At 68.2% G+C, this 24,245-nt stretch carries 22 protein-coding genes; 12 read left to right on the top strand and 10 right to left on the bottom strand.

What is annotated here, in order from left to right; all coding sequences use genetic code 11:
- Positions 1–50: 50 nt before the first annotated feature.
- The 3 genes from ACKTTN_RS01640 to ACKTTN_RS01650 all read left to right on the top strand — a co-directional run bounded on the left by ACKTTN_RS01640 (position 51) and on the right by ACKTTN_RS01650 (position 2,456).
- The gene (locus ACKTTN_RS01640) at positions 51–977 is read left to right on the top strand and encodes a phosphoribosylaminoimidazolesuccinocarboxamide synthase (protein WP_407908132.1); all 927 of its coding nucleotides are present in this window, start codon (positions 51–53) and stop codon (positions 975–977) included.
- A gap of 91 nt (positions 978–1,068) precedes the next feature.
- Positions 1,069–1,548, top strand: coding sequence for an Mpo1 family 2-hydroxy fatty acid dioxygenase (locus tag ACKTTN_RS01645; protein ID WP_407908133.1), 480 nt, complete (start codon positions 1,069–1,071; stop codon positions 1,546–1,548).
- The gene (locus ACKTTN_RS01650; RefSeq protein WP_407908134.1) at positions 1,548–2,456 is read left to right on the top strand and encodes a DMT family transporter; all 909 of its coding nucleotides are present in this window, start codon (positions 1,548–1,550) and stop codon (positions 2,454–2,456) included. The genes ACKTTN_RS01645 and ACKTTN_RS01650 overlap by 1 nt, the downstream gene beginning before the upstream one ends.
- On the opposite strand, the gene ACKTTN_RS01655 is transcribed toward ACKTTN_RS01650, so the two are convergent.
- The 6 genes from ACKTTN_RS01655 to hppD all read right to left on the bottom strand — a co-directional run bounded on the left by ACKTTN_RS01655 (position 2,457) and on the right by hppD (position 8,859).
- Positions 2,457–3,320, bottom strand: coding sequence for an NAD-dependent epimerase/dehydratase family protein (locus ACKTTN_RS01655; protein ID WP_407908135.1), 864 nt, complete (start codon positions 3,318–3,320; stop codon positions 2,457–2,459).
- Positions 3,320–4,534: a Na+/H+ antiporter NhaA gene (gene nhaA / locus ACKTTN_RS01660; protein ID WP_407908136.1), complete on the bottom strand. Its 1,215-nt coding sequence runs from the start codon at positions 4,532–4,534 to the stop codon at positions 3,320–3,322. Before nhaA ends, ACKTTN_RS01655 begins: the two co-directional genes overlap by 1 nt.
- A gap of 39 nt (positions 4,535–4,573) precedes the next feature.
- Positions 4,574–5,539, bottom strand: a complete 966-nt coding sequence (locus tag ACKTTN_RS01665; protein WP_407908137.1) for a sodium:calcium antiporter — start codon at positions 5,537–5,539, stop codon at positions 4,574–4,576.
- A gap of 9 nt (positions 5,540–5,548) precedes the next feature.
- Positions 5,549–6,280, bottom strand: coding sequence for a lectin (locus ACKTTN_RS01670; protein ID WP_407908138.1), 732 nt, complete (start codon positions 6,278–6,280; stop codon positions 5,549–5,551).
- 133 nt (positions 6,281–6,413) lie between these two features.
- The gene (gene hmgA, locus ACKTTN_RS01675; protein ID WP_407908139.1) at positions 6,414–7,724 is read right to left on the bottom strand and encodes a homogentisate 1,2-dioxygenase; all 1,311 of its coding nucleotides are present in this window, start codon (positions 7,722–7,724) and stop codon (positions 6,414–6,416) included.
- Between the two features lie 61 nt (positions 7,725–7,785).
- Positions 7,786–8,859, bottom strand: coding sequence for a 4-hydroxyphenylpyruvate dioxygenase (hppD, locus tag ACKTTN_RS01680; RefSeq protein ID WP_407908140.1), 1,074 nt, complete (start codon positions 8,857–8,859; stop codon positions 7,786–7,788).
- Positions 8,860–8,956: 97 nt separating this feature from the next.
- Between hppD and ACKTTN_RS01685 the strand changes: the two genes are divergently transcribed.
- Positions 8,957–9,433: a MarR family winged helix-turn-helix transcriptional regulator gene (locus ACKTTN_RS01685; protein WP_407908141.1), complete on the top strand. Its 477-nt coding sequence runs from the start codon at positions 8,957–8,959 to the stop codon at positions 9,431–9,433.
- A 65-nt stretch (positions 9,434–9,498) separates the two neighbouring features.
- On the opposite strand, the gene ACKTTN_RS01690 is transcribed toward ACKTTN_RS01685, so the two are convergent.
- The gene (locus ACKTTN_RS01690) at positions 9,499–11,010 is read right to left on the bottom strand and encodes a peptide MFS transporter (protein ID WP_407908693.1); all 1,512 of its coding nucleotides are present in this window, start codon (positions 11,008–11,010) and stop codon (positions 9,499–9,501) included.
- A gap of 216 nt (positions 11,011–11,226) precedes the next feature.
- Positions 11,227–12,096, bottom strand: coding sequence for a tryptophan 2,3-dioxygenase (locus ACKTTN_RS01695; protein WP_407908142.1), 870 nt, complete (start codon positions 12,094–12,096; stop codon positions 11,227–11,229).
- A gap of 172 nt (positions 12,097–12,268) precedes the next feature.
- Between ACKTTN_RS01695 and ACKTTN_RS01700 the strand changes: the two genes are divergently transcribed.
- The 7 genes from ACKTTN_RS01700 (at position 12,269) to ACKTTN_RS01730 (ending at position 21,172) form a co-directional block, all read left to right on the top strand.
- Positions 12,269–15,814 carry a lamin tail domain-containing protein gene (locus ACKTTN_RS01700; RefSeq protein WP_407908143.1) on the top strand — a complete coding sequence of 1,182 codons (3,546 nt, stop codon included), beginning with the start codon at positions 12,269–12,271 and terminating at the stop codon, positions 15,812–15,814.
- A 136-nt stretch (positions 15,815–15,950) separates the two neighbouring features.
- Complete coding sequence (pdhA, locus tag ACKTTN_RS01705; protein WP_407908144.1) at positions 15,951–17,024, top strand: pyruvate dehydrogenase (acetyl-transferring) E1 component subunit alpha; 1,074 nt, start codon at positions 15,951–15,953, stop codon at positions 17,022–17,024.
- A gap of 137 nt (positions 17,025–17,161) precedes the next feature.
- Entirely contained in the window at positions 17,162–17,725 is a 564-nt protein-coding gene (locus ACKTTN_RS01710) for a hypothetical protein (RefSeq protein ID WP_407908145.1), read from the top strand.
- Positions 17,722–18,726: an alpha-ketoacid dehydrogenase subunit beta gene (locus tag ACKTTN_RS01715; RefSeq protein ID WP_407908146.1), complete on the top strand. Its 1,005-nt coding sequence runs from the start codon at positions 17,722–17,724 to the stop codon at positions 18,724–18,726. The genes ACKTTN_RS01710 and ACKTTN_RS01715 overlap by 4 nt, the downstream gene beginning before the upstream one ends.
- Before the next feature lie 3 nt (positions 18,727–18,729).
- The gene (locus ACKTTN_RS01720) at positions 18,730–19,104 is read left to right on the top strand and encodes a cupin domain-containing protein (RefSeq protein ID WP_407908147.1); all 375 of its coding nucleotides are present in this window, start codon (positions 18,730–18,732) and stop codon (positions 19,102–19,104) included.
- A gap of 25 nt (positions 19,105–19,129) precedes the next feature.
- A complete protein-coding gene (locus ACKTTN_RS01725) occupies positions 19,130–20,554 on the top strand; it encodes a dihydrolipoamide acetyltransferase family protein (protein ID WP_407908148.1) in 1,425 nt (474 codons plus the stop codon).
- 231 nt (positions 20,555–20,785) lie between these two features.
- Positions 20,786–21,172 (top strand): VOC family protein, encoded by a 387-nt coding sequence (locus ACKTTN_RS01730; RefSeq protein ID WP_407908149.1) that lies wholly within the window; start codon positions 20,786–20,788, stop codon positions 21,170–21,172.
- Positions 21,173–21,181: 9 nt separating this feature from the next.
- Here ACKTTN_RS01730 and ACKTTN_RS01735 read toward each other — a convergent pair whose 3' ends face one another.
- Positions 21,182–21,844 (bottom strand): hypothetical protein, encoded by a 663-nt coding sequence (locus ACKTTN_RS01735; protein ID WP_407908150.1) that lies wholly within the window; start codon positions 21,842–21,844, stop codon positions 21,182–21,184.
- Positions 21,845–22,097: 253 nt separating this feature from the next.
- On the opposite strand from ACKTTN_RS01735, the gene ACKTTN_RS01740 reads away from it, so the two are divergent.
- Positions 22,098–22,847 carry a tetratricopeptide repeat protein gene (locus ACKTTN_RS01740; protein ID WP_407908151.1) on the top strand — a complete coding sequence of 250 codons (750 nt, stop codon included), beginning with the start codon at positions 22,098–22,100 and terminating at the stop codon, positions 22,845–22,847.
- Between the two features lie 12 nt (positions 22,848–22,859).
- Here ACKTTN_RS01740 and ACKTTN_RS01745 read toward each other — a convergent pair whose 3' ends face one another.
- Positions 22,860–24,224 carry a glutamate--cysteine ligase gene (locus tag ACKTTN_RS01745; protein ID WP_407908152.1) on the bottom strand — a complete coding sequence of 455 codons (1,365 nt, stop codon included), beginning with the start codon at positions 24,222–24,224 and terminating at the stop codon, positions 22,860–22,862.
- Positions 24,225–24,245: the final 21 nt, after the last annotated feature.

A 24,245-nucleotide genomic window follows, 5' to 3' on the forward strand; every position in this document is an offset into this window, starting at 1 on the left:
GCGTACACTGCCCGGCCCGCCGCCGTCAGGCGGCCGTGCTCGACAGGCCCATGCGCCATTCGTTGCTGACGTCCGATCTTCCCGGGCTCCACCTGCGCCACCGCGGCAAGGTCCGCGACGTGTTCGACGTGCCGGCCGAGCGCCTGCCGACCGAAGCGCGTGATGGCGACCACCTGCTCATCGTCGCGACCGACCGCCTCAGCGCGTTCGACGTGGTGCTGCCCGACCCGATTCCCGGCAAGGGCGAGATGCTCTGCCAAATCAGCAACTTCTGGTTCGGCAAGACCGCGCACATCGTCCCCAATCACCTCACCGGCATCGACGTGGCGAGCGTGCTGCCCGAGGGTGTCGACGCGGCGCTGTACTCGAAGCGCGCAGTGGTGACCCGCCGCCTGAAGCCCGTACCGATCGAATGCATCGCGCGCGGCTATCTCATCGGCAGCGGCTGGAAGGACTACCAGCGCACCGGTCGCGTGTCCGGCATTGCACTGCCCGACGGCCTGCGCCAGGCCGAGAAGTTGCCCGAGCCGATCTTTACGCCGTCGACGAAGGCCGCGGTCGGCGACCACGACGAGAACATCGACTTCGACGCCGCGGTGCGCCTGTGTGGCGCCGAGCTCGCCGAAGCCGTGCGCGACGCGACGCTGCGCCTGTACGCGTATGCGGCCGACTACGCGGCGCAGCGCGGCATCCTCCTCGCCGACACCAAGTTCGAGTTCGGCACCGATGCCGACGGCCGCCTCTACGTCATGGACGAAATGCTGACGCCGGATTCGTCGCGCTACTGGCCGGCGGATTCGTACGAGGTCGGCACCAGCCCGCCGAGCTACGACAAGCAGTTCGTGCGCGACTACCTGGAAGCGGTCGGCTGGGACAAGACGCCGCCGGGGCCGACGCTGCCGGCCGAGGTCATCGAGAAGACGCGTGCGAAGTACGCCGAAGCGCTCGATCGGCTGGCGGGTATTTCGGTCGACTGAGGCGTCGCGGTTCCGTAGCGGCTGTCCCATTGCTGCAACGCCGGCGCGTGCGCCGCTGCGGCATCATCAACGCTCAACCCGGGACCGCGCCATGAACGCCACCGCCGACCGCCCCATCGACCGCTGGTTCGCGAGCTACAGCGACGACCACCGCAACCACACCAACCAGCACATCCACGTGCTGTGTGTGCCGGCGATCCTGTGGAGCGTGATCGCGTTGCTGTGGTGCATCCCGTCGCCGTCGTCGATGTTCAACGATGGCGTGTTCGCCGGCGCGGCGATGCTGCTGGCGGCGCTGTTCTACTACCGTCATTCGCGCAGCCTCGGGCTCGGCATGGCGATCGTGTTCGTGGCGCTCGGCCTGCTCACGCGCGTGCTGTTCATGGTGCTGGGCGCGAAAGGCCTGCTGACGCTCGCGTTCGCGGTGTTCGTCGTCGCGTGGATCGGGCAGTTCGTCGGCCACAAGATCGAAGGGCGCAAGCCCAGCTTCCTCACCGATATCACCTACCTGCTGATCGGTCCGGCCTGGGTGCTGGCCAAGCTCTATCGCCGCATGGGCATCGGCTACTGATGACGCGCAGCGCCGGCCTCGGCGGCCGCGACCTGGCGCTCGTCCTGCTGATCTGCCTGGCGTGGGCAGGCAACTTCCTCACGTCCGCGCTCGCGCTGCGGGAGATTCCGCCGTTCCTGTTTACGGCCCTGCGTTTCGCGATCCTCGGATTCGCGTTGCTGCCCTTCATCAAGCGCCCCGCCGAAGGCCAGTGGCCCCGACTGCTGACCGTCGCGCTGTGCCTGGGCGTGCTGCACTTCGGGTTGAGCTTCACCTCGCTCAAGCTCGCGGGCGACCTGTCGTCTCCCGCGATCGTGATGCAGAGCTACGTGCCGATGACCGCGCTGCTGGGCTGGTTCGTGCTTGGTGAGCGATTCGGATGGCGCACCTCGCTCGCGATCGCGGTGAGTTTCGGCGGCGTTCTCGTGCTGGGCTTCGATCCGATCGTGCTCGACCATCCGGCGTCGCTGGTGTCGATGCTGATCTCCGCGGTGTTCCTCGCGACCGCCACCGTGCTGATGAAGCGCCTGAAAGGTCTCGACGTGTTCAGCCAGCAGGGCTGGATCGCGCTGATCAGCATGCTGCCGTTGCTCGTGGTCAGCCACTTCGTTGAACCCGGCGCGATCGCGAAACTGCCGCAGGTGTCGTGGGTCGGCTGGGTGGGCGCGGCGTACGCGGCGTTCGTGTCGTCGCTGCTCGGACACGGCCTCTACTACGTACTCGTGAAGCGCCATCCGATCGCACAGGTCACGCCGTGGCTGCTGATCTCGCCAGTGCTGGCGGTGATTCTCGGCGTGCTGTTCTGGGGCGATCGACCGGGGCCGCGACTGCTCGTCGGCGGCGCGATGGTGCTGGGCGGCGTGCTGATCATCGCGCTGCGCACGCTGGCGAAGTCGCGCGAGGTCGTGCGCGATCCGGTCGAAATCTGATCAGCCCGCGCGCGGGAACATCGACGCCTTCGGCGCGAATGCGCGCGGCGCATAACCGAACGCTTCGCGCGCCGGGGTCGCATCGAACACGAGGTCGCGCCGCATGCGCTCGATCGCGGCGTCGCCGAAACCCGTTGCAATGCCGCGCGACTGCGCCATCCGCACCGCGAACTCGAACACCGGCAGCGGCAGCTCGAGCAGGTGTGCGGGCGGTTCCAGCACGCGCAGGACGCGGCGCACCATGTCGCGATACGCGAGTGTCTCGCCGCCGGGCAGGTCGAACGCGCGATCGTGCGCGGCCGTCGCGCCGATGCAGTCGACCGCGGCGGCCGCGAGATCGCCGACGTGCACCGGCTGGCGCAGGCCGGTCGCTCGGCGGGGCAACGGAAACCAGCGCATGCGATGCGCGATGCGCGCGATGCGACTCAACGTGGCATCACGCGCGGCGCCGTAGACCAGCGTCGGGCGCAGGATGGTTACCGCTGCGGCGCGTTCGCGTGCGGTGGTCATCAACCGGTCTTCCGCGAGTTGCAGGCGTTGCGCGACATCGCGCTCGTCCGCATCGACCGAATGCTGTTTCACCACCACGCTGGTCGACCCGAATGCGATTACGCGCGATGCCTGCGGCGCGCCGCGTGCATACCAGTAGGAGAACGCATCGAGCGGGCCGCAACTCACGATCGCATCGACTTCAGCCGGCAGCGCCGGCATTGCATCGAAGGCGCCCTGCAGCCACGTCAGCCCGGGCTCGTCGCGCTGCGGATTGCGCGACACGGCGGTGATGCGCCAGCCGGCGTTGCGCAGGCGGTCGATGAGTGGCTCACCGATCTGCCCGGTGCCGCCGAACACCAGCGCGTGCCGCATCAGTGCATGCCTCGCGCCAACGCCGGCCGCAGCCATGCGTATCCGAGCAACGCCGACAGCACCGATGCCGCAAGCACGCCCAGCACAGCCTCCTCGTAGCGCAGCGCGTCGTCATAGGCGAGCGATGCGATGAACAGGCTCATCGTGAACCCAATGCCGCACAGCAAGCCGAGGCCCAGCGTGGAGCGCACATCCATGCCCTCCGGCAAGCGCACCACGCCGAGCGCGCGCAGGCCGAGCGCCGCACCGGCGATACCGATCGGCTTGCCGACCACGAGTCCCAACACGATGCCGAGCGGCAACGCGTCGAACATGTCACCGATGGCGAGGCCACGCACCGCCAGGCCGGCGTTCGCGAACGCGAACAGCGGCAGGATCGCGTACGCCACCCAGGGGTGCAGCGCGTGTTCCAGCGTCTCGAGCGCCGAATGCTCGACTTCGTCGTCGATCGCATTGCGCTTGTCCACGTGCGGGATCATCAGGCCCGTCGCGACGCCGGCCAGCGTCGCGTGCACGCCGGACTTCAGCACGCAGACCCAAAGCACCACGCCCAGCACCAGGTACGGCGTAAGTGCGGTCACGCGCAGGCGGTTCAGCACGAACATCGCGAGCAGCGCGAGCGCCGCGAAACCGAGCGCGAGCAGCGACATTCCATGCGAATAGAAGACCGCGATGATCAGGATCGCGATCAGGTCGTCGACCACTGCGATTGTCGACAGCAGGAGCTTCATGCCGACCGGCACGCGCGGGCCCAGCAGTGCGAGCACGCCGAGTGCGAACGCGATGTCGGTCGCGGTGGGCACCGCCCAGCCGCGCATCGCACCGGCATCCCCGTGGTTGAACGCGACGAAGATCAATGCCGGCACCGCGACGCCGGCGACCGCGCACGCCAGCGGCAACATGAGCTGGCTACGCTCTGCGAGCTGCCCGCTGATGGCCTCGCGCTTGATCTCCAGCGCGACGAGCAGGAAGAAGATCGCCATCAGGCCGTCGTTGATCCACAGCAGCAACGGCTTGGCGAGGCCGATGTCCCCGATGTGCACGGCGAACGGCATGCGCCGGAACGCATCGTAGGCGCCCGCAAGCGCTGAATTCGCGCAGACCATCGCGACCACCGCGGCGGCGATGAGCACGATGCCGCCGGCCGCTTCCAACCGGAAGAAGTCGGCGAGCGCGCGCACCGCGCGCGGCCCGATGGCCGAAGGACTGCGCATTCCACCCATGCGGCGAGTATATCGACCGCGTTTGGTGCGTCAGCGGTGCAGCAGGAGGATCTCGAAGACGATCCAGCCGAGCAGCGCGACGGCGAGCACCGCGCCTTCGCCGCGCGACACGCGCATGTCGCCGCGCACGATCGGCAGCATCAGCGCGCAGAACACGAACGCCGCCGGCAGCTCGTAACGCACGAACGACGCCGGGATCGTCAGGCCGTGCGCGAGCAGCGCCATGCCGCCCAGCACCAGCAGGATGTTGACCAGACTCGAGCCGATCACGTGGCCGGCGACAAGGTCGCCGTGGCCGCGACGCGCGGCACGCACCGCGCCCGCCATCTCCGGCAGTGCGGTGCCGATCGCGACCGGCAACAGGCCGGTCACCAGCGGCGTCAGGCCGATCGCCTGGCCGAGCGCGGGCGCGTGCGCTACCAGGATCACCGCGCCGCAACCGAGGAACACCGCGGCGAGTACGACGAAGAGAAGATTGAGGCCGAGCGAACCGCCGGCCGGCGCCGCATTCTCGATCTGCCCATGCACTTCGGGTGCCTCGCTACCACCGCGCATCAGCTTGGCGACGAACACCACCACGAACGCGACCACCAGGATCACGCCGTCGAGCATCGAGAGACGCCCGTCGAGCGACATCAATAGCACCAGCGCCGTCGCCGCGAGCAACACCACCAGCAAATGCGCGAGCGCGCGCCAGCGCACCAGCACCGGCGTCACCATCGCGGCGACCGCGAGCGTCAGCCCGACGTTGACGACGTTGCTGCCCACCGCGTTACCCAGCGCGAGCTCGCCCTGCCCTTTGGCCACGGCATAGAAATTGACGACCAGTTCGGGAATGGACGTCGCCAGCGCGACGATCGCGATGCCGACCGCGAATGGCGGCCAACCGAGCCGTCGCGCCAGGCCCGCCGCGCCGCGGACGACGATGTCGCCGCCGATCGCCAGCAGTACGAGGGCGAGCAGGAACCACGACGCGGAATAGGAAAGGCTGGGCATGGGCGATCCTCAGGAACAGCCTTCAACGTAGTCGACCTGCGGTGCGACGCCCGCATGCCATTCGGTGACCTTGCCCTTCGCATCGGTCTCGAACACCACCGCACCGCCGTCGCCGGTCACCTTCAGATACTTGCCGCCGTCGACGTACTTGTGCGGCGTTTCGGTGACGCGACCCGCGTAGAGGCGCTTGATGTCGTCGGCGCTCATGCCACGACGACCGCCGCCCGGCGCCACTTCCTTGTCGTTGCCGACGTCGTAGCGGACGAACTTGCCGCCCTCGAACATGAAGGCGAAATACGACGGGGACTTGTTGCCGACCGGGTTGAGGTAGGTGCAGGCGTTGCCGTTGACCTTGCCGTTGAGGTCACCGCCCCAGGCCTTCTTCGCCTGTTCGACGTTCATGCCGAACTTCATGTCGCCGTAGCCGTCGAAATGCGCGAGGCCGCTGGCCGGGGGCGTTTCGTCGGCCGGATGGAAGCCGCCCGGCGCGCTGGGATTCGGTTCGCCGACGGCGATGCCCTGCGCGCCCGCGGGCGGCGCGGACGATATGCTGTCCGGCGTCGGCGCGGCGGGCTCGTTGCGCACCGCCGCGTCGGCGGCGGCATGGTCGGCTTCCGAGGACGCATCGGTTGACGGCGCTGCGGGGGTCGACGTCGGGGACGTCGCCGCGCGGTCGTCCGCGGGGCGGCCCGAGCAGGCGCACAGTCCGGCGACCAGGATCAGCGACACGGCATGCTTCATGGAGCGCTCCACGCAGGGGTTCGCGGCAGCCTAGCCGGCGGCCGTGAATCCCTCGCGAAGCGGCGCTCGGCGTCACGACGCGCACGTGCGATGGCCCGATCCCGGCGCGCGCCTCGCGTCATGCCGCGTCGGCTCAGCGCGCGTCGAAGTTCTTCTTCAGTCCGGACCAGCAGGCCTGGTAGTCGCGCTGGCGGTGCGCGGCGTCGATGGCCTGCTGCGTCGGGCGAATCACCATGCGCGCCTCGAACATGAAGGCCATCGTGCCCTTGACGACGTCCGGCTTCGACAGGTCGGCATTGCTGGCCTTGTCGAATGTCGCGGCGTCGGGGCCGTGGCCGGTCATGCAGTTGTGCAGCGACGCGCCGCCGGGCGAGAAGCCTTCGGCCTTGGCGTCGTACGCGCCATGGATCAGCCCCATGAATTCGCTGGCGATGTTGCGGTGGAACCACGGCGGACGGAACGTGTCCTGCGCCACCAGCCAGCGCGGCGGGAAGATCACGAAGTCCATGTTGCCGACGCCTGGTGTATCGCTCGGGCTGGTGAGCACCAGGAAGATCGACGGGTCTGGGTGGTCGAAGCTGATCGACCCGATAGTGTTGAAGCGGCGCAGGTCGTACAGGTACGGCACGTGGTTGCCGTGCCAGCCGACGACGTCGATGGGCGAATGACCGATGGCCGCGCGCCAGAGGTGCCCTTGGAATTTGGCGACCAGCTCGTAGTCGCCTTCGACATCCTCGAACGCGGCGTTAGGCGTGAGGAAATCGCGCGGATTGGCGAGGCCGTTGGAACCGATGGGGCCGAGGTCCGGAATGCGCAGGAACGCGCCGAAGTTCTCGCAGACGTAGCCGCGCGACGCGCCGTCGGGCAGCTTCACCGCGAAGCGGATGCCGCGCGGAATCACCGCGACCTGCTGTGGCTCCACGTCGAGCACGCCGAGTTCGGTTTCGATGTGCAGGCGGCCCTGCTGCGGCACGATCAGCAGCTCGCCGTCGGCGTCGTAGAACCAGCGGCCCTGCATGTCGCCATTCGCCGCGTACATATGCACGCCGATGCCCGACTGCGATGCGGCGCAGCCATTGCCGGCCATGGTGAACAGGCCATCGAGGAAATCGACCGACGCATCCGTCGGCAACGGCATCGGGCTCCAGCGCATCTGGTCGGGACTGACCGGGCCGGTGTCGAAATCGTTGTGGAACGTTTCCGACGCGCGACCTTCGTATCGCGCAAACGGGCCATGCATCGCCGCGGGCCGGATGCGATACAGCCAGCTGCGACGGTTGGCGTGGCGCGGCGCGGTGAACGCGGTGCCGGAGATCTGCTCGGCGTAGAGCCCGTGCGCGACGCGCTGCGGCGAGTTGCGGCCTTCCGGCAGCGTGCCGGCGCGCGCCTCGGTGGCGAATTCGTTGCCGAAGCCGGACTGGTAGCCGGTGGATTCAATCGTCATCGGAATGTTCCGTCGCGGATACGAAAGGCCCCTGCGAGCAGGGGCCGGTGGATCGTGTCGGTTACAGCACGCCGCGCTTCATCTGGTCGCGCTCGATGCTCTCGAACAGCGCTTGGAAGTTGCCTTCGCCAAACCCTTCGTTGCCCTTGCGCTGGATGATCTCGAAGAAGATCGGGCCGAACGCGTTCTGGGTGAAGATCTGCAGCAGCTTGCGCTGCTTCGTTTCGAGATCGGCGTCGATCAGGATCGCGTTGCGACGCAGGCGCTCGACGTCCTCGCCGTGGTTCGGCACGCGCGCATCGATCACGTCGAAATAGGTGTCCGGCGTGTCGAGGAAGGCGATGTTCTTTTCGCGCATCGCTTCGATGGTCGAATAGATGTCGTCGGTGAACAGCGCGATGTGCTGGATGCCTTCGCCGTTGTAAGCGCGCAGGTATTCGTTGATCTGGCTCTTCTCGTCGCTCGATTCGTTGAGCGGGATGCGCACGACGCCGTCCGGCGCGGTCATCGCCTTCGACAGCAGGCCGGTCTTGGCGCCCTTGATGTCGAAGTAGCGGATCTCGCGGAAGTTGAACAGGCGCTCGTAGTAGTCCGACCACTTCTGCATGTTCCCGAGGAACAGGTTGTGCGTGAGGTGGTCGATGAAGGTCAGGCCGAAACCGCGCGGGTTCTGATCGACGCCCGGGATCGCGACGTAGTCCTCGTAGACGTTCGCGCCGTCGTCGATCAGGTACAGCATGCAGTCGCCGATGCCGTTGATCTTGAGCGCATCGACCGCACCGACGCCATTGATTTCCTCACCGCCGTTCGAGGTTGCGTGCGCCAGCACCTCGGTAGTCGGCTTGGTGAAGCGGATCGCGAAGCCGCACGCGGACGGGCCGTGCGCTTCCGCGAACTTCGAGGCGAACGAGTTCGGCTCTTCGTTCAACAGGAAGTTGACGCCGCCCTGCCGGAACAGGGTGATCGCGCGGCTCTTGTGCTTGGCGACCGCCGTGAAGCCGAGGCGCTCGAGGTAGTCGCACATCGCGCCACCCTGGCCTTCCGGCGCGGCGAATTCGACGAACTCGAACCCGTTGATGCCCATCGGGTTCTCGAACGTGGTGACCTGCATGCCGAGATTGGGCTGGGCGCTCATGGGGGAGTCCTCGCGAAAGAAATGGGGCGCCGGGCTTGCGGCGCGGGGTCGAAGCTTTATAGTTTCAGATGAAACTACTTGCAAGGCGCGACGCAGCATGAGCCTGAACCGGGACGCCGCCACCCTCGACCTCGAGCACTTCCTGCCCTACCGGCTGTCGGTGCTGAGCAACCGCGTCAGCGGCGCGATCGCGCATATGTATTCCGAGCGCTTCGGCCTCGGCGTCACCGAATGGCGGGTGATGGCGGTGCTCGGTCGCTACCCGGACCTGTCGGCCGGCGAGGTCGCGCAGCGCACGGCAATGGACAAGGTGGCGGTGAGTCGCGCGGTCGCCGGGCTGGTCGAGGCGGGCCGGGTCGAGCGCGAGATCCACGACGACGATCGCCGCCGCTCGGTGCTGCGTCTGTCCGCCGAAGGCGTCGCCATCCACGACCAGGTCGCGCCACTGGCAATCGAATTCGAAAAGCGCCTGCTCGACGGCATGGCCGCGGACGAACGCGACGTGCTATTCCGTTTGCTCGACCGCCTCGACGAACTGGAGCTGCGCGCGGAAGCGGATCTCGGGACGCGCTGACGCAGCCCGATCGCGCAAAGAAAAAGGCGGCCCGGAGGCCGCCTTTTTCGTGTCACGTACCGCGCTTACTTGATGCCGTGCATCAGGCGCTGCACCAGCGGCGCGACCAGGAACAGCAGCACGCCGGAACCCGCGAGCAGCCAGAAGCCGGTCGTGTAGGCGTGCAGCGCGGACGCGGTGGTCATGCCGCCTTCGCCCGAGGCCTCGCCCGCGAAGATGCCGGCCAGGTTGTTGCCGATCGCGATCGACAGGAACCAGCAGCCCATCGCGAAGCCGGCCAGGCGCGTCGGCGCGAGCTTGGTCGTCATCGACAGGCCGATCGGCGACAGGCAGAGCTCGCCCACCGACTGGATCACGTAGACCATGAAGAGCGTCCAGAACGGGATCTTCAGCGTCTGCGCGTCGACGAGTTTGGTCAGCGCGAACATCAGCAGCAGGAATGCCAGGCCGTTGAAGATCAGGCCCAGGCCGAACTTGCGCGGGATCGACGGATTCGCCCGGCCCATCGCCACCCAGATCCACGCCAGGATCGGCGCCAGCACGATGATCGCCACCGAGTTGACCGACTGGAACCACGCAACCGGGAATTCCCAGCTGCCGAACTGGCGGTTGACGATCTTGTCGGCGAGGAAGTTGAACGAGCTGCCGGCCTGTTCGAAGAACGCCCAGAACAGCACGTTGAACACGAAGATGATCAGCATCGCGAACACCTTGTCGCGCGCGACCGTGCCTTCGCGGATCGCTTCGATCACCAGCATGACGGCCGGAATGATGATCAGCGCCATCAGGATGAACTGCAGCGCGTGCGCGCTGATGGTCAGCAGGAAGTAGAACGCGGGCACGCCGATCAGCAGGCCGCCCGCGGCGACCATCAGCACGCGACCGAGACCTTCCTTGCCCGCCGGCGGCAGGCCGATGCCCTTGAGCAGGCCGCGACCCGCCCAGAACCAGATCAGCGACAGGATCATGCCGACGCCGGCGGCGATGAACACCACCTTGTACGAGGGCATCGCGTCGGTGCCGAAGATCTTCTGGGCGAGGTACTGGGTGATGACCGGTGAGATCATCGCGCCCAGGTTGATGCCCATGTAGAAGATGGTGAAGCCCGAATCGCGACGCTGGTCGGTCGGCGCGTAGAGCTTGCCCACCATCGTCGAAATGATCGGCTTGAACAGGCCGTTGCCGACGATGACCGTGGCCAGGCCGAGCTTGAACACCTGTTCGTTCGGCACCGCGATCATGAACAGGCCGAGCGCCATGATCACCGCGCCCAGCAGGATCGAACGCTGGTAACCGATCAGCTTGTCGGCGATGAAGCCGCCGAAGATGGCGCCGGCATACACCAGTGCGAGGTACGCGCCGTACAACTCGCTCGCCGGCTTCTCGCCCGTCGGATCACCGCCGTGGAACTGCGCCACGACGTACAGCACGAGTGCCCAGCGGATGCCGTAGAACGCGAAGCGTTCCCAGAACTCCGACATGAAGAGCATCCACAGCGGACGCGGATGGCCGAGGACCTGGTTGAACTCGGGCGGCGTGGAATTCGGGCCGCCCGGCGCTTGCAGCGGCGGGCCCATCGGTTCTGCGGCGTTGGGTACTTGCGCACTCATTCGGTGATTCCTGGAAGACCTGCGTGGATGTCGCCGCATCGGGGGCTGCGGACGCGTGCAACCGGCCGAGGATGTCCGAACGGCCGTCGGGGCGTCAAACCGCGTTTCCGTGCTGCGATGCAGCAGCCTTCAGGCTGAATGGGGCGATGCGACGACCGCGTGCAGCGTCACGACGCCGCGGCGCTACCGCGCAGCGACGTCGAGCCCGATCCGGGTGCGCACCTCGAACAGCTCCGGAAAGAACGACAACTCCAGCGCCTGCTTGAGGAAACCGACCCCCGACGACCCGCCGGTGCCGCGCTTGAAGCCGATGATGCGCATCACCGTGCGCATGTGGCGGAAGCGCCACAGCTGGAACTGGGTCTCCAGGTCGACCAGGTCTTCGCAGAGCTGGTAGGCGACCCAGTGCGTCGTCGAGTCCTCGTAGATGCGCTCCAGCACCGGCAACAGATCGGGCTCGGACACATGGGTGACCGACCAGTCGCGCTCCAGCAGGCGCGCCGGCACCGCGTGGCCGTGACGCGCGAGGAAGCGCAACGCTTCGTCATACAGGCTGGGCGCGTGCAGCAGGCCGTCGAGCAGCGACTGCGCGTCCGGCTCATGCGCGAACACCTCGAGCATCCGCGCGTTCTTGTTGCCCAGCAGGAATTCGATGGCGCGGTACTGCAACGACTGGAAGCCCGACGACGGCCCGAGGATGTCGCGGAACTTCATGTAGTCGGCGGGCGTGAGCGTCTCCAGCACGGTCCACATCTCGGTGAGCTGGCGCAGGATCGCCTTGCAGCGCGCGAACACCTTCTGGCAGGCGCCGACGTCGTCCGCGCGCAGGAAACCGACCGCCGCACGCAGCTCGTGGATCATCAGTTTCATCCACAGCTCGCTGACCTGGTGCTGGCAGATGAAGAGCAGCTCGTCGTGCTGCGGCGGGTCCGACAGCGGCTCCTGCGCCGACAGCAGGCGGTCCAGCCGGAGATAGCCGCCGTAGGTCAGGCGGCCGGCCAGGTCGGTGTGGACGCCGCTTTCCAGCGGACGCTCGTTGTTCTCGATGCTCATGTCGGGGCCCCGTGCGGGCCGGCAGCGTAGCGCAGGCGACGACCGTCACGCTTTCGCAACGGAATCGCGTCACACTTCCGGCCGCTTCGCGGGCAGATGCACGCGGGCCGGGGCCGCGCCGATCGCGCGGGGATGCGGGAGGCGTCGCCTCCCGGCCACATGGGGAAACAGCATGGAACGGTCATCACGACGCCTCGCGGCGCTGGGCTTCGGCCTCGCCGCACTCATCGTCGGGCCTGCGCAGGCGCAGGTCGTCATCAGCCAGGTCTACGGCGGCGGCGGTAACTCCGGCGCCCAGTACAAGAGCGACTTCATCGAGCTGCACAACACCGGGACCTCCGCGGTCGACGTGTCGACGTGGTCGGTGCAGTACGCCTCCAGCACCGGCACCAGCTGGCAGAAGACGAACCTGTCGGGTTCGATCCCGGCCGGCGCCTACTACCTGGTCAAGGAAGCGGACGGCGCCGGCAGCCAGCCCGCGCTGCCCACGCCCGATGCGATCGGCACCCTCGCGATGTCGGGCACCGCCGGCAAGGTCGCGCTGGTCACCAACAATTCCGCCCTGCCCGCCGGTTGCCCGGTGGGCGCGGCCGACGTGGTCGCGTTCGGCACCGGCAGCACCTGCGCGGAGGGCACCGGCCCGACTGCGACGCTGAGCAACACCACCGCCGCGATCCGCAGCAACGACTGCGTCGACGGCAACAACAACGCCGGCGATTTCGTCACCGGCGCGCCGAACCCGCGCAACCGCGCGAGCGCCGCGCACCTGTGCGGCAGCACGCAGACCCTCGCCAGCATCGACGACGTGTCGGCGAACGAAGGCAACACCGGCACCGCCTCGTTGGTCTTCACCGTCAAGCTGACCCAGGCGGCCGGCGCAGACGGCGTGCAGTTCCGCTGGTCGACCGTCGACGGCACCGCGACCGCGGGCAGCGACTTCGTCGGCGTGACCGACGCGACCGCCACGATCCCGGCGGGCAGCGACCGCGTGCAGATCACCGTCACCGTCAATGGCGACGACGCGATCGAGAACGACGAGACGTTGCATGTCGTGCTGTCGGATATCACTGGCGCGACCGCCGGCGATGTCGACGGCCTCGGCACGATCGTCAACGACGACTTCCAGATCGTTGCGATCTCGCAGATCCAGGGCGCGGGCGCGCGTTCGCCGCTGGTGGGCCAGGTGGTCGCCACGCGCGGCATCGTCACCGGCCGCACCTCGAAGGGCTTCTTCCTGCAGAGCCGCGACGTCGATGCCGATGCCGATCCGGCCACGTCGGAAGGCATCTTCGTGTTCACCAGCGTTGCGCCGCCGGCGGCCGCGCAGGTGGGCCGCTGGGTCGTCGCGCGCGGCGCGATTTCGGAATTCGTTCCGTCGACCGATCCGGGCCAGCAGCCGCTGACCGAGATGGGCGGCGCGATCGTCGTTGCGCCGGTGGACGGTGCGACGTATCCGCTGCCCGCACCGGTCGAACTGACCACCACGTTCCCCGATCCGCACGGCGGCCTCGAGCAGATGGAACGCGTCGAGTCGATGCGCGTGATCGTGCACGACTTCGTCGCCAGCGCGCCGTCCGATGGCTTCGTCAACGAAGCGCAGGCGACGGGCAGCAGCAACGGCCTGTTCTACGGCACGGTCGCGGGCGTGCCGCGCCCGTTCCGCGAGCCGGGCATCCAGGCGCCGGACGCGCCGCCCGCCGGCACCATCCCGCCGATTCCGCAGTGGGACTTCAACCCTGAAGTGATGTCGGTCGACAGCGATGCGCTGGGCGGCACGTTGCTTGACCTCGCCGCCGGCGCGCATGTCGCCGACGTCGCTGGTCCGCTCAACTACAGCTTCCGCCGCTGGCAGATCCTGCCCGACTCGATCGGTGCGGTGACGCCGGGCCCGGCGCCGCGCGCGGCGATGGAAGCACCGGCCGACGCGTTCTCGGTCGCCGGCTACAACATGGAGCGGTTCTTCGACGACGTCGACGATCCGGGCAAGAGCGACGTGCGCCTCAGCGCCGCCGCGCTCGACCGTCGCCTGTCGAAGGCCTCGCTCGGCATCCGCGACTCGCTGCGCACGCCGGACATCCTCGGCGTGGTCGAGATGGAGAACCTGTCGGTGCTGCAGCGCATCGCCGACCGCGTCAACGGCGACGCCGTCGCCGCTGGCCAGCCGAGCCCGGCCTACGTGCCGTACCTGATCGAAGGCAACGACGTCGGCGGCATCGACGTCGGCTTCCTGGTCAAGACGGCGGACGTCGCGGCCGGCACGCCGCGCGTGGAAGTGGTCGACGTGCAACAGGTCGGCAAGGACACCACGTTCACCGCGCCGGACGGTTCCACCAGCCTGCTCAACGATCGCCCGCCGCTCGCGCTGCGTGCCGTCGTGCATTACGCCGATGGCCGCGCGTTCCCGCTCAACGTGGTGATCGCGCACCAGCGTTCGCTCAGCGGCGCGGAAACGAGCGACGCCGAAGGCGATCGCATCCGCAGCAAGCGCCAGCGCCAGGCCGAGTTCCTCGCGGCGTATCTCGACGCGCGCCAGCACGAAGCACCGGACACGCGCCTTGTCGTGCTCGGCGACTTCAACGCGTTCGAGTTCAACGACGGCTTCACCGATTCGATGGGCACCACCATCGGTGCACCGGCGCGCGATGAAGAAACTGCGGTCTACGGCGACGGCAACGACCTGGTCGAGCCGAACCTCGTCAACCTGACCACGGTGGAGCCGCAGGACCAGCGTTACTCGTTCTCGTTCGACGGCAACGCGCAGAGCCTCGACCACGTGCTGGTCAACGAAGACCTGGTCGTCGCCACGCGCGACATCGAAGTCGACCACGCGCGAATCAACGCGGACTTCCCGGAAACCAACCGCAGCGATGCGGCCTCGCCGTCGCGCCTGTCCGACCACGACCCGGTCGTCGCCTACTTCGTGCCGCGCCGTCGCGCGGATCTCGTGGTGAGCGCGCAGGCCGCCGCCGTGGTGCCCGGCCAACCGCTGCACTTCAACGTCCGCCTGCACGACGCCGGCCCGGAGCAGGCCGACTTCCCGGAGATCGGCTTCGAACTGGATGCCGAGCTGCCGGACCTCGCGGTCGCCGCGCCGGCAGGCTGGACCTGCGCGCCGAACGTGGTCGCGTCGGGCCATACCTCGGTCGACTGCCACGCCGACGCGCTGGCCGCCAATGCCGATGCGGACTTCGCGCTCACCGCGCAGGCCACGCCGGCGCTGCGTGGTCGCCCGCTGCTGCTGGTGGCCTCGGCCGACGCGCGTTCGCTCGATCCGGATACGTCGAACAACGCCGCGTCCGCGCAGCTGTCGATCACCCAGCGGGCCGACCTCGCGGTCGCGTTGACCGGCCTGCCGGTGGCGGTCGGTGGTCGTCCGGCGATGTACGCGCTCGGCGTGGTGAACATGGGCGCCGACACCGCGATCGCTCCGACGCTGACGATCACCGGCAACGTGCCGGCCGCCGGCACGGTGATGACGCCGCCGGCCGGCTGGACCTGCAACGTGGTCGACGCCAGCGCGGGCTTCCGCGCGACGTGCTCCGCGGGCACCCAGGTCGCGCGGTCGACGCGCAGCTTCGCCCTGCGGCTGGTGGCGCCCGCGCGCGCCGACCAGACGCAGATCGTGCTGCGCGCGCAGGTCAGCGCCGCGAGCCTCGACCCGGTGGCCGGCAACGACGTCGACAGCCTGACGGCGAAGGTGGTCGGCTCGCCGCACTGATCCCGCACCGCGGGTGATTTGCCGAAAGGCGCGGCTCCGGCCGCGCCTTTCGCGCATCTGCGTGCCGCAGCGCGCCATGCCGCTTAACGACCCCGCCGGTAGAATCGGACGCTTTCCGACGCACCGGACCCCACGGATGACGCTCGCCGCGAGTTTCGAAATCGAGTACCTGCAGTACCTCGGACCCGACGGCACGCCCGTCGCCGAATTTCCCGAAGCGTTCCGCGACGCCTCGCAGCTGCTCCCGCTGTTCAAGCAGATGCTGTTCGTGCGCACCTTCGACGCCAAGGCGATCGCGCTGCAGCGCACCGGCAAGCTGGGTACGTATGCGGCCTGCCTCGGCCACGAGGCCACGCACGTCGGCATCGGCGCGTCGATGCGCCCGGAAGACGTCTTCGCCCCGAGCTACCGCGAATACGGCGCGCAGTTCATGCGCGGCGTCAAACCGCGCGATGTGCTCATGTACTGGGGCGGCGACGAACGCGGCAACGACTTCGAAGGCCCCAAGAACGACTACCCGTGGTGCGTGCCGATCTCCACGCAATGCCTGATGGCCTCCGGCGCGGCGCTCGCGTTCAAGCTGCGCGACGAGCCGCGCGTCGCGGTCGCCTGCTGCGGCGACGGCGGCTCGTCCAAGACCGATTTCTACGCCGGGCTCAACGCCTCGGGCGCGTTCACTTCGCCGCTCGTGCTGTGCGTCATCAACAACGGCTGGGCGATCAGCGTGCCGCGCGGTGCGCAGACCGGCGCGAAGACGCTCGCGCAGAAGGGTCTCGCCGGCGGCCTGTACTGCCTGCAGGTCGACGGCAACGACCTCATCGCCGTCCTCGAAGCCATGCGCCGCGCCACCGAGCGCGCGCGCAGCGGCCAGGGCGGCAGCGTCATCGAGTTCATGACCTATCGCCTGCACGACCACACCACCGCGGACGACGCGCGTCGCTACCGCGGCGAGCAGGAAGTGAAGGACGCCTGGACCCGCGAACCCTTCATCCGCCTGCGCAAGTACCTCGTCGACCAGAAGCTGTGGGACGACGCGCAGGAAAAGGCGTGGATCGACGAATGCACGCAGCGCGTCGACGTCGAGATCAACGCGTATCTCGAAACGCCCGTACAGCCCGTTGAAGCGATGTTCGACTACCTCTACGCCGACATGCCCGAGGACGTTCGCGCCCAACGCGAATACGCGTTGTCGTTAGAGGGGCGTCGATGAGGTCGGCCATTGCGTCCCTGCTTGCGATTGCATTCCTCGCTAGTGCCGCCACGTCGGCAGCGCCGCGCGATACGCAGGACGCGCCGCGCGTCGTAAAAAAGGGCGACCGCTACTTCGTTGGCAGCAAGGAAGTCGAATTGAAGGACGGCGTGCCGTGGATGGACGGCAAGCCGATGGAGTCGTTCATGCTGGTCCGCAGCAGCGAACAAGTCGCGGAAGACCGGGTCGAGCTGCCTGGCGCGAACGTCGCGCGGACGATGCTGCATGTGCCCGCATCCCGTCTCGGCCCCGGCGTCGCGCTGCCTCGCTTGTTCGTCTTTGACGCCAGTACCGGCGCCATCGCGAAGGCCGAGCAGTTGCCCGCCCCGCTGATCGAACTGCTGTCGCAGAAGATTTTCCTGTCCAGCTTGGCCGGCATGCCGAAGGGCGCGAGTTCAACGCCGCTGGCGGCGTCACTTCGCCATGCCGTCGACGCCCGTGGTGTCCGCGTGTCGCCTGACATCGGTGCCGACGCACGAATCGTCGTGGTGCAGTGGTGGGCGGGCTGGTGCCACCCCTGTCTCGAAGAAGGCAAGCTGATCGCCGAACAATTCGTCCGCACGCCGATGCCGGACGTGAAATGGATTGCTGTCGAAATGGATCCGACGCGCACCGAGGCGTCGTACCGGGCCGCAGCGAAATCGACCGAGGCCGCACAGTGAACGCGCAAGTCCAACCCGCTCCGAACGCCATCACCCTGATCGAAGCGATCACGCAGGCGCTCGCCTACGAAATGCGCAACGATCCGTCGGTCCTCGTGCTCGGCGAGGACGTCGGCGTCAATGGCGGCGTGTTCCGCGCCACCGCCGGCCTGCACGCGCAGTTCGGTTCGCAGCGCGTCATCGACACGCCGCTGGACGAAACGACGATCGCCGGCCTCACCGTCGGTCTGGCCTCGCAGGGCATGAAGCCGGTTGCCGAAGCACAGTTCGACGGCTTCATGTACCCGATGGTCGACTTCATCGTCTGCCACGCCGCGCGCATGCGCTACCGCACGCGTGGCCGCCTCACCTGCCCGATGGTGCTGCGCGTGCCGTGGGGCGGTGGCATCCGCGCGCCGGAGCATCACTCCGAAGCGAACGAAGCGATCTTCACCAACGTGCCGGGCCTGCGTGTGGTGATGCCGTCGTCGCCGCAGCGCGCCTACGGCATGTTGCTATCCGCGATCCGCGACCCGGACCCCGTGATCTTCTTCGAACCCAAGCGCATCTACCGCCAGTACAAGGAAGTGGTGGCCGACGACGGCGAGGCGCTGCCGCTCGACGTCTGCTACGTGCTGCGCGATGGCACCGACCTGACGCTGGTGACGTGGGGCGCGCAGGTCAAGGAAACGCTCGAAGCCGCCGAGAAGCTCGCGGGCGAAGGCATCAATTGCGAAGTGATCGACGTCGCCACGCTGCGTCCGCTCGACTTCGCGACCATCGCCGAATCGGTCGCCAAGACGGGCCGCTGCGTGATCGTGCACGAAGCGCCGAAGACCGCGGGTTTCGGCGCGGAAATCGCCGCACGGCTGGCCGAGGAGTCGATGTTCGATCTGCTCGCGCCGGTCGAACGGGTCACCGGCTACGACACGCACATCCCGCTGTTCCGGCTGGAAATGAAGTACCTGCCGAGCGTGGATCGCATCGTCACCGCCGCCAAGCGCGCGATGGCGGCCGGCTGACCGATGCCCACGCCCAAGGGCGAAGCGATCGATCTCGCGACCAAGCTCGCCGCATTCGGCGAGCACTGGTCGCCACGCGTCGTCGCCGAAATGAACGACGTGCAGTTCAAGGTCGTGAAGCTCGAAGGCGAATTCGTCTGGCATGCGCACGATGCGACGGACGAAACGTTCATCGTGCTCGACGACGAAATGCAGGTCGGCTATCGCGACCACGACGTGACGCTGCGCGCGGGCGAGATGATCGTCATCCCGCGCGGCGTCGAACACATCACCCGCGCCGCGCGTGAATGCCATGCGCTCATCATCGAGCCACGTGGCGTCGTCAACACCGGCAACGCGGACAGTGACCTGACGGCGCAGAACGACGTCTGGGTCTGAACCCACTTACGGAACGAGCAACGCCATGAGCAACCAGAAGACCTTCCTGCTCCCCGACCTCGGCGAAGGCCTGCCGGACGCGACCATCGTCGAGTGGTACGTCAAGGAAGGCGACGTCATCCGCCTCGACGACAACCTCGTGTCGATGGAAACCGCGAAGGCGGTCGTCGACGTGCCCTCGCCGGTCTCCGGCAAGGTGCTGAAACTCGCCGGCGGCGCGGGCGATGTCGTCGTCACCGGCACGATGCTGGCGACGTTCGAAGTCGACCCATCGATGCCGCAACGCGCCGAGGGCCAGGACACCGGCCATCACCACGGCGGCGCGGCGACGCAGTCGCATGGTCACGGTGCGGGCGGCGCGGCGCCGGGCGTCGACAAGGTGGTCGCCTCCGACGATGGCGGCGTGCTCAGCGACGACGCCAAGCCCGCGCCGAAGGGCGAGCCCGGCGGTGAACGCAGCGATGCGGGCACGGTGGTCGGCGCGATGCAGAGTTCGGACGCGGTGCGCAGCGAAGCCGCTGTCGCGGTCGGCGGCGTCAAGGCGATGCCGGCGGTGCGCGCACTCGCACGCAAGATGGGCGTCGACCTGTCGCGCGTTCGCGCCACCGGCGCCGACGGCGTGGTGACGATGGATGACGTGAAGCGCGCCGCGGCCGACGGTTCCGCGCGTGCGGGCCAGGGCGCCGCTGCACCGCGCGCTGCCGATCGCGCGGCCGCGAGCGCGCCGCAGCAGCAGGCAGCACCGGCGCAGCGCAGCACGCTGTCGCAGTCGGGCAAGCCCATGCGCACGCAACCGCCGGGCGCGCAGGCGACGGGCCAGCCGGAACAGCTCAAGGGCGTGCGCCGCAACATGGCGCGCGTCATGGCGGACGCGCATGCGAAGGTCGTGCCGACCACGCTGGTCGACGACGCCGACCTGCACGCGTGGATCGGCAAGCAGGACATCACCGCGCGCCTGGTGCGCTCGATCGTCGCCGCGTGCAAGGCGGTGCCGGCGCTCAACGCGTGGTTCGACGGCGAGAGCCTGACACGTACGCTGCATCCGCATGTCGACATCGGCATCGCGGTCGACACCGACGACGGCCTGTTCGTGCCCGCGCTGCGCAATGCCGACATGCTCGACGGCGGCGGCATCCGCACCGCGATCCAGCGCCTGCGCGCGCAGGTGGGCGATCGTTCGATTCCGCCGAGCGAATTGAGTGGCTACACGATCTCGCTGTCGAACTTCGGCATGTTCGCCGGCCGCTACGCGACGCCGGTCGTCGTGCCGCCGTGCGTGGCGATCGTCGGCGCCGGCAAGCTGTGCCACGACGTGGTCGCGGTGATGGGCGGCATCGAAGTGCATCGCCGCATGCCGATCTCGCTGACGTTCGACCATCGCGCATGCACGGGCGGCGAGGCGGCCCGTTTCCTCAAGGCGCTGCTGGACGACCTGTCCGCGCCGCAGTAACGCAACACCGCACGTGATCCAGGCGGGCGCCTTCGGGCGCCCGTCGTCGTTTGGGTCGCGCGTCGCGCGCCGTGCGCGGCATTCGCATCGGGCAGCGGTCGCCGGTACGGCCGTCTTTCGGCATCGCCACGGACAACCGCACGTCGTATCGCGACCCGCCGGGACGACGAGCGACCTCGGTTCGACGCATCGCGACGACTACGCTGCGCGTTCCTCCCCCGGAGCCCCGCCATGGCCCATCGCAGCCGACTCGCCGGTTTCATCATCGACTGCAACACGCCCGACCTCGACGCCGCGGCGAAGTTCTGGAGCGCTGCGCTCGGCTGCGCGATCGACCCCGAAAACGCCAGCGACGACAGCGCCGAATACGTCAACTTCAACGACACGCCGGGCGGCCTGCACATCGAAGTGCAGAAGGTCGACCACCCCTCGCGCGTGCACCTCGACATCGAGTCCGACGACATCGACGCCGAAGCCGCGCGACTCGAAGCGCTCGGCGCGAAGAAGATCGCCTTCGTCAAACGCTGGTGGGTGATGGAGTCACCGACGGGACAGCGCTTCTGCGTGGTGCGGATGAGGGAGCAACCGGGGCGCAGCGAACCGAACCGCTGGCCGTAATGCGACGTCTCAGTCGCGAAGCATCGAGCACGTGACGCCAGCGCAGGCGCCGGTCGAGAGATCGAGTACGACCGAATGCCCTGCGTCGCCGCGCGGGAACGGAACGCCGCGCGGGAGCAGGAACACCGCCGAATCCGCGCCGGTCAAACCGGACGGAATGGTGAAGTCGTCGACGATCACGTAGGTGCCACCGCCGTTGAACCGCAGTCGGCCGACGGACACCGGCTGATGGCTGCGCGCGATCCAGTCCTGCAGATCGGCATCGCTCGCAAGGCGCAGGTGACCGGCACGCAACGCATCAACGAGGCCCGCCTTTCCCGCCCCCGGCTCGTCTGACGAGAGGGGCACCAGATCGTTTGTCGGCCTCGATACCGCCGCAGATGCTGCCGACGTCGACGTGGCGGACTCGAGTGCGGGCGCGGACGTAGCGGGTGGCGCAATCAACGGCACGGGCGCCCCACGCTGCATGGGTTCGGCGGGATCGGGCGCGGCTTCGGGCTGTGCCGCGAGCGCTGCTCCGGGCTGCACTTCAAACGGCGCCGCGGACGCGACCCGGACCGGCTCGCTTGGCGCAGACGGAGCGCGCGCGTCAGATTGCGGCGCCGCGCCGCGGATCAGCCAGAAGCCAGCGCCGACCACGGCGACGATCACGAGCATCGCGGCCAGCAGCATCGCGGAATCGTTGCGCGGCGGCGTCTCGACGACGACGGTGCGTTCTTCGGGGGCACTACCGTTCGATGCGTGCATCGGTCTCTCCTGATGGCACACGCATCGTTCCGCACTCGCTCCCGGTACGCAAACACCCAAACAGCGGATCCCGCACGCCGTGGAACGGCGTGAGCTTGCGCCCGGCATCAGGCGCTCCGTTGGCAGCAGCCCGCGGCGTGCCTATGCTTGGCGCGGGGAAATTCAGGGGATTCACGCCATGCCGTTTTTTGGCCTCGGCCTGCACGTGCTCGTCGCGCTGTACTTCGCCGCGCACGCCGTGCGCACAGGACAGGACCGCTACTGGCTGATGGTGCTGTTCGCGTTTCCGGGGCTGGGCAGCCTGGTCTACGCGCTGACGATCTGGCTGCCGCAGGCGCGCCATGCGCCGGAAGTGCGCGCGGCGACGAAGGGCGTGCAGCGCGTCCTCGACCCCGACCGCGAGCTGCGGTTCGCGCAGGAAGACTTCGACACGACGCCGACCACCGCGCATCGTGTCCGCCTCGGCGACGCATTGTTGGCGAAGGGCCGCGCCGACGAAGCCGCCATGCATTTCGAGAAGGCGGCAGTCGGCGTGCATGCGGACGATCCGGACATCCGCGTCAAGCTCGCCGAAGCCTGGCTTGCGTGCGGCCGCGCGCGCGAAGCGCGGGAGCAACTCGACGACGTCATCCGCAAGCATCCGCAGTACCAGTCGCCGCGCGGCCACCTCGCCTACGCGCGCGCCGTCGCTGCCGAAGGTGACCGTTCCAAGGCGCGCGACGAGTTCGACACGCTCACCGGCTACAGCGGCGATCTCGACGTGCACGCCGAGTACGCAGCGACGCTGGCCGGCTGGGGCGACCACGCGCATGCACGCGAGGTCTGCGAGAAGGCGCTGCATCGCATCAAGCGCATGCCGGCCTACCAGCGACGCATGTATCGCGACGCCACGTCGCGCATGAAGAAGCTGCTCGCCGAAACGCGCTGACGCGCCAGGGCGTCAGTACGCGAACTCCCGGAACACCGGGTCGACGCTGCCGTTCCACGCACCATGGAACAGCTCGAGCTTTCGCTCGGCGGCGGTGACGCCCGACTCGACGATGTCGACCAGCGGCGCGAGGAAGATGGATTCGTCGACGCCGTTGGCGTTGACGCGCGCGCGGCGACGCAGGCCCGCCGCGGAAATCTTCAGCGCTTCGCGCGCGAGGTCGAGCGCGGTGCCGCCGCGGAACGGCAGCTTCAACGCGTCGCGTGGCACGCCGTCGCGCAGTGCATGGCGCTCCTCGAGCGTGAAGTCCTTGACCAGATCCCACGCGGCATCGAGCGCCGCGTCGTCGTACAGCAGCCCGACCCAGAATGCGGGCAGCGCGCAGATGCGATTCCACGGGCCCGAATCGGCGCCGCGCATCTCGAGGTACTTCTTGAGCCGCACCTCGGGGAACGCGGTGGTCGAATGGTCGGCCCAGTCCTTCATGGTCGGGCGGTTGCCCGGATGCGCCGGCAGGCGGCCGTCCATGTAATCGCGGAACGATTGCCCGCTGGCGTCGATGTATTTGCCGTCGCGGTAGACGAAGTACATCGGCACGTCGAGCAGGTAGTCGACGTAGCGCTCGTAGCCGAAGCCGTCCTCGAACACGAAATCGAGCAGGCCGGTGCGATCGGCGTCGGTGTCGGTCCAGATGTGCGAGCGGTACGAAAGGAAACCGTTGGGCTTGCCTTCGGTGAACGGCGAGTCGGCGAACAGCGCGGTGGCGATCGGCTGCAGCGCGAGCGACACGCGGAACTTCTTGACCATGTCGGCTTCGCTGCCGACGTCGAGGTTGACCTGCACGGTGCAGGTGCGCGTCATCATGTCGAGCCCGAGCGATCCGACCTTCGGCATGTACTCGCGCATGATCTTGTAGCGGCCCTTGGGCATCCACGGCATTTCGTCGCGACGCCACTTCGGCTGGAAGCCCATGCCGAGGAAACCGAGGCCCATCGGATCGGCGACCTCGCGCACTTCGCGCAGGTGCGTGCCGGTTTCGCGACACGTGTCGTGCAGGGTTTCGAGTTCCGCGCCCGAGAGTTCGAGCTGGCCCGCAGGCTCCAGTGATACCGACGCGCCGCCACGGCTCAGCGCGATGACGCGTCCGTTCTCTTCGACCGGCGACCAGCCGAATCGCGTCAGGCCCTTGAGCAGCGCCTCGATGCCGCGCTCACCGTCGAACGTCGGCGCGCGCAGGTCGTCGGTGCGGAAGCCGAACTTCTCGTGTTCGGTGCCGATGCGCCAGGCCTCGCGCGGGCGCACGCCGGACGCGAGGAAATCCACGAGCTCCGCCCGCGATTCGATCTCGACATCGGCAACCTGGCTGGGACCGGACACATGCACCTCGACGCGTCCCGC

Source organism: Lysobacter claricitrinus, from assembly GCF_045866565.1.
Classification (GTDB): Bacteria; Pseudomonadota; Gammaproteobacteria; order Xanthomonadales; family Xanthomonadaceae; genus Cognatilysobacter; species Cognatilysobacter claricitrinus.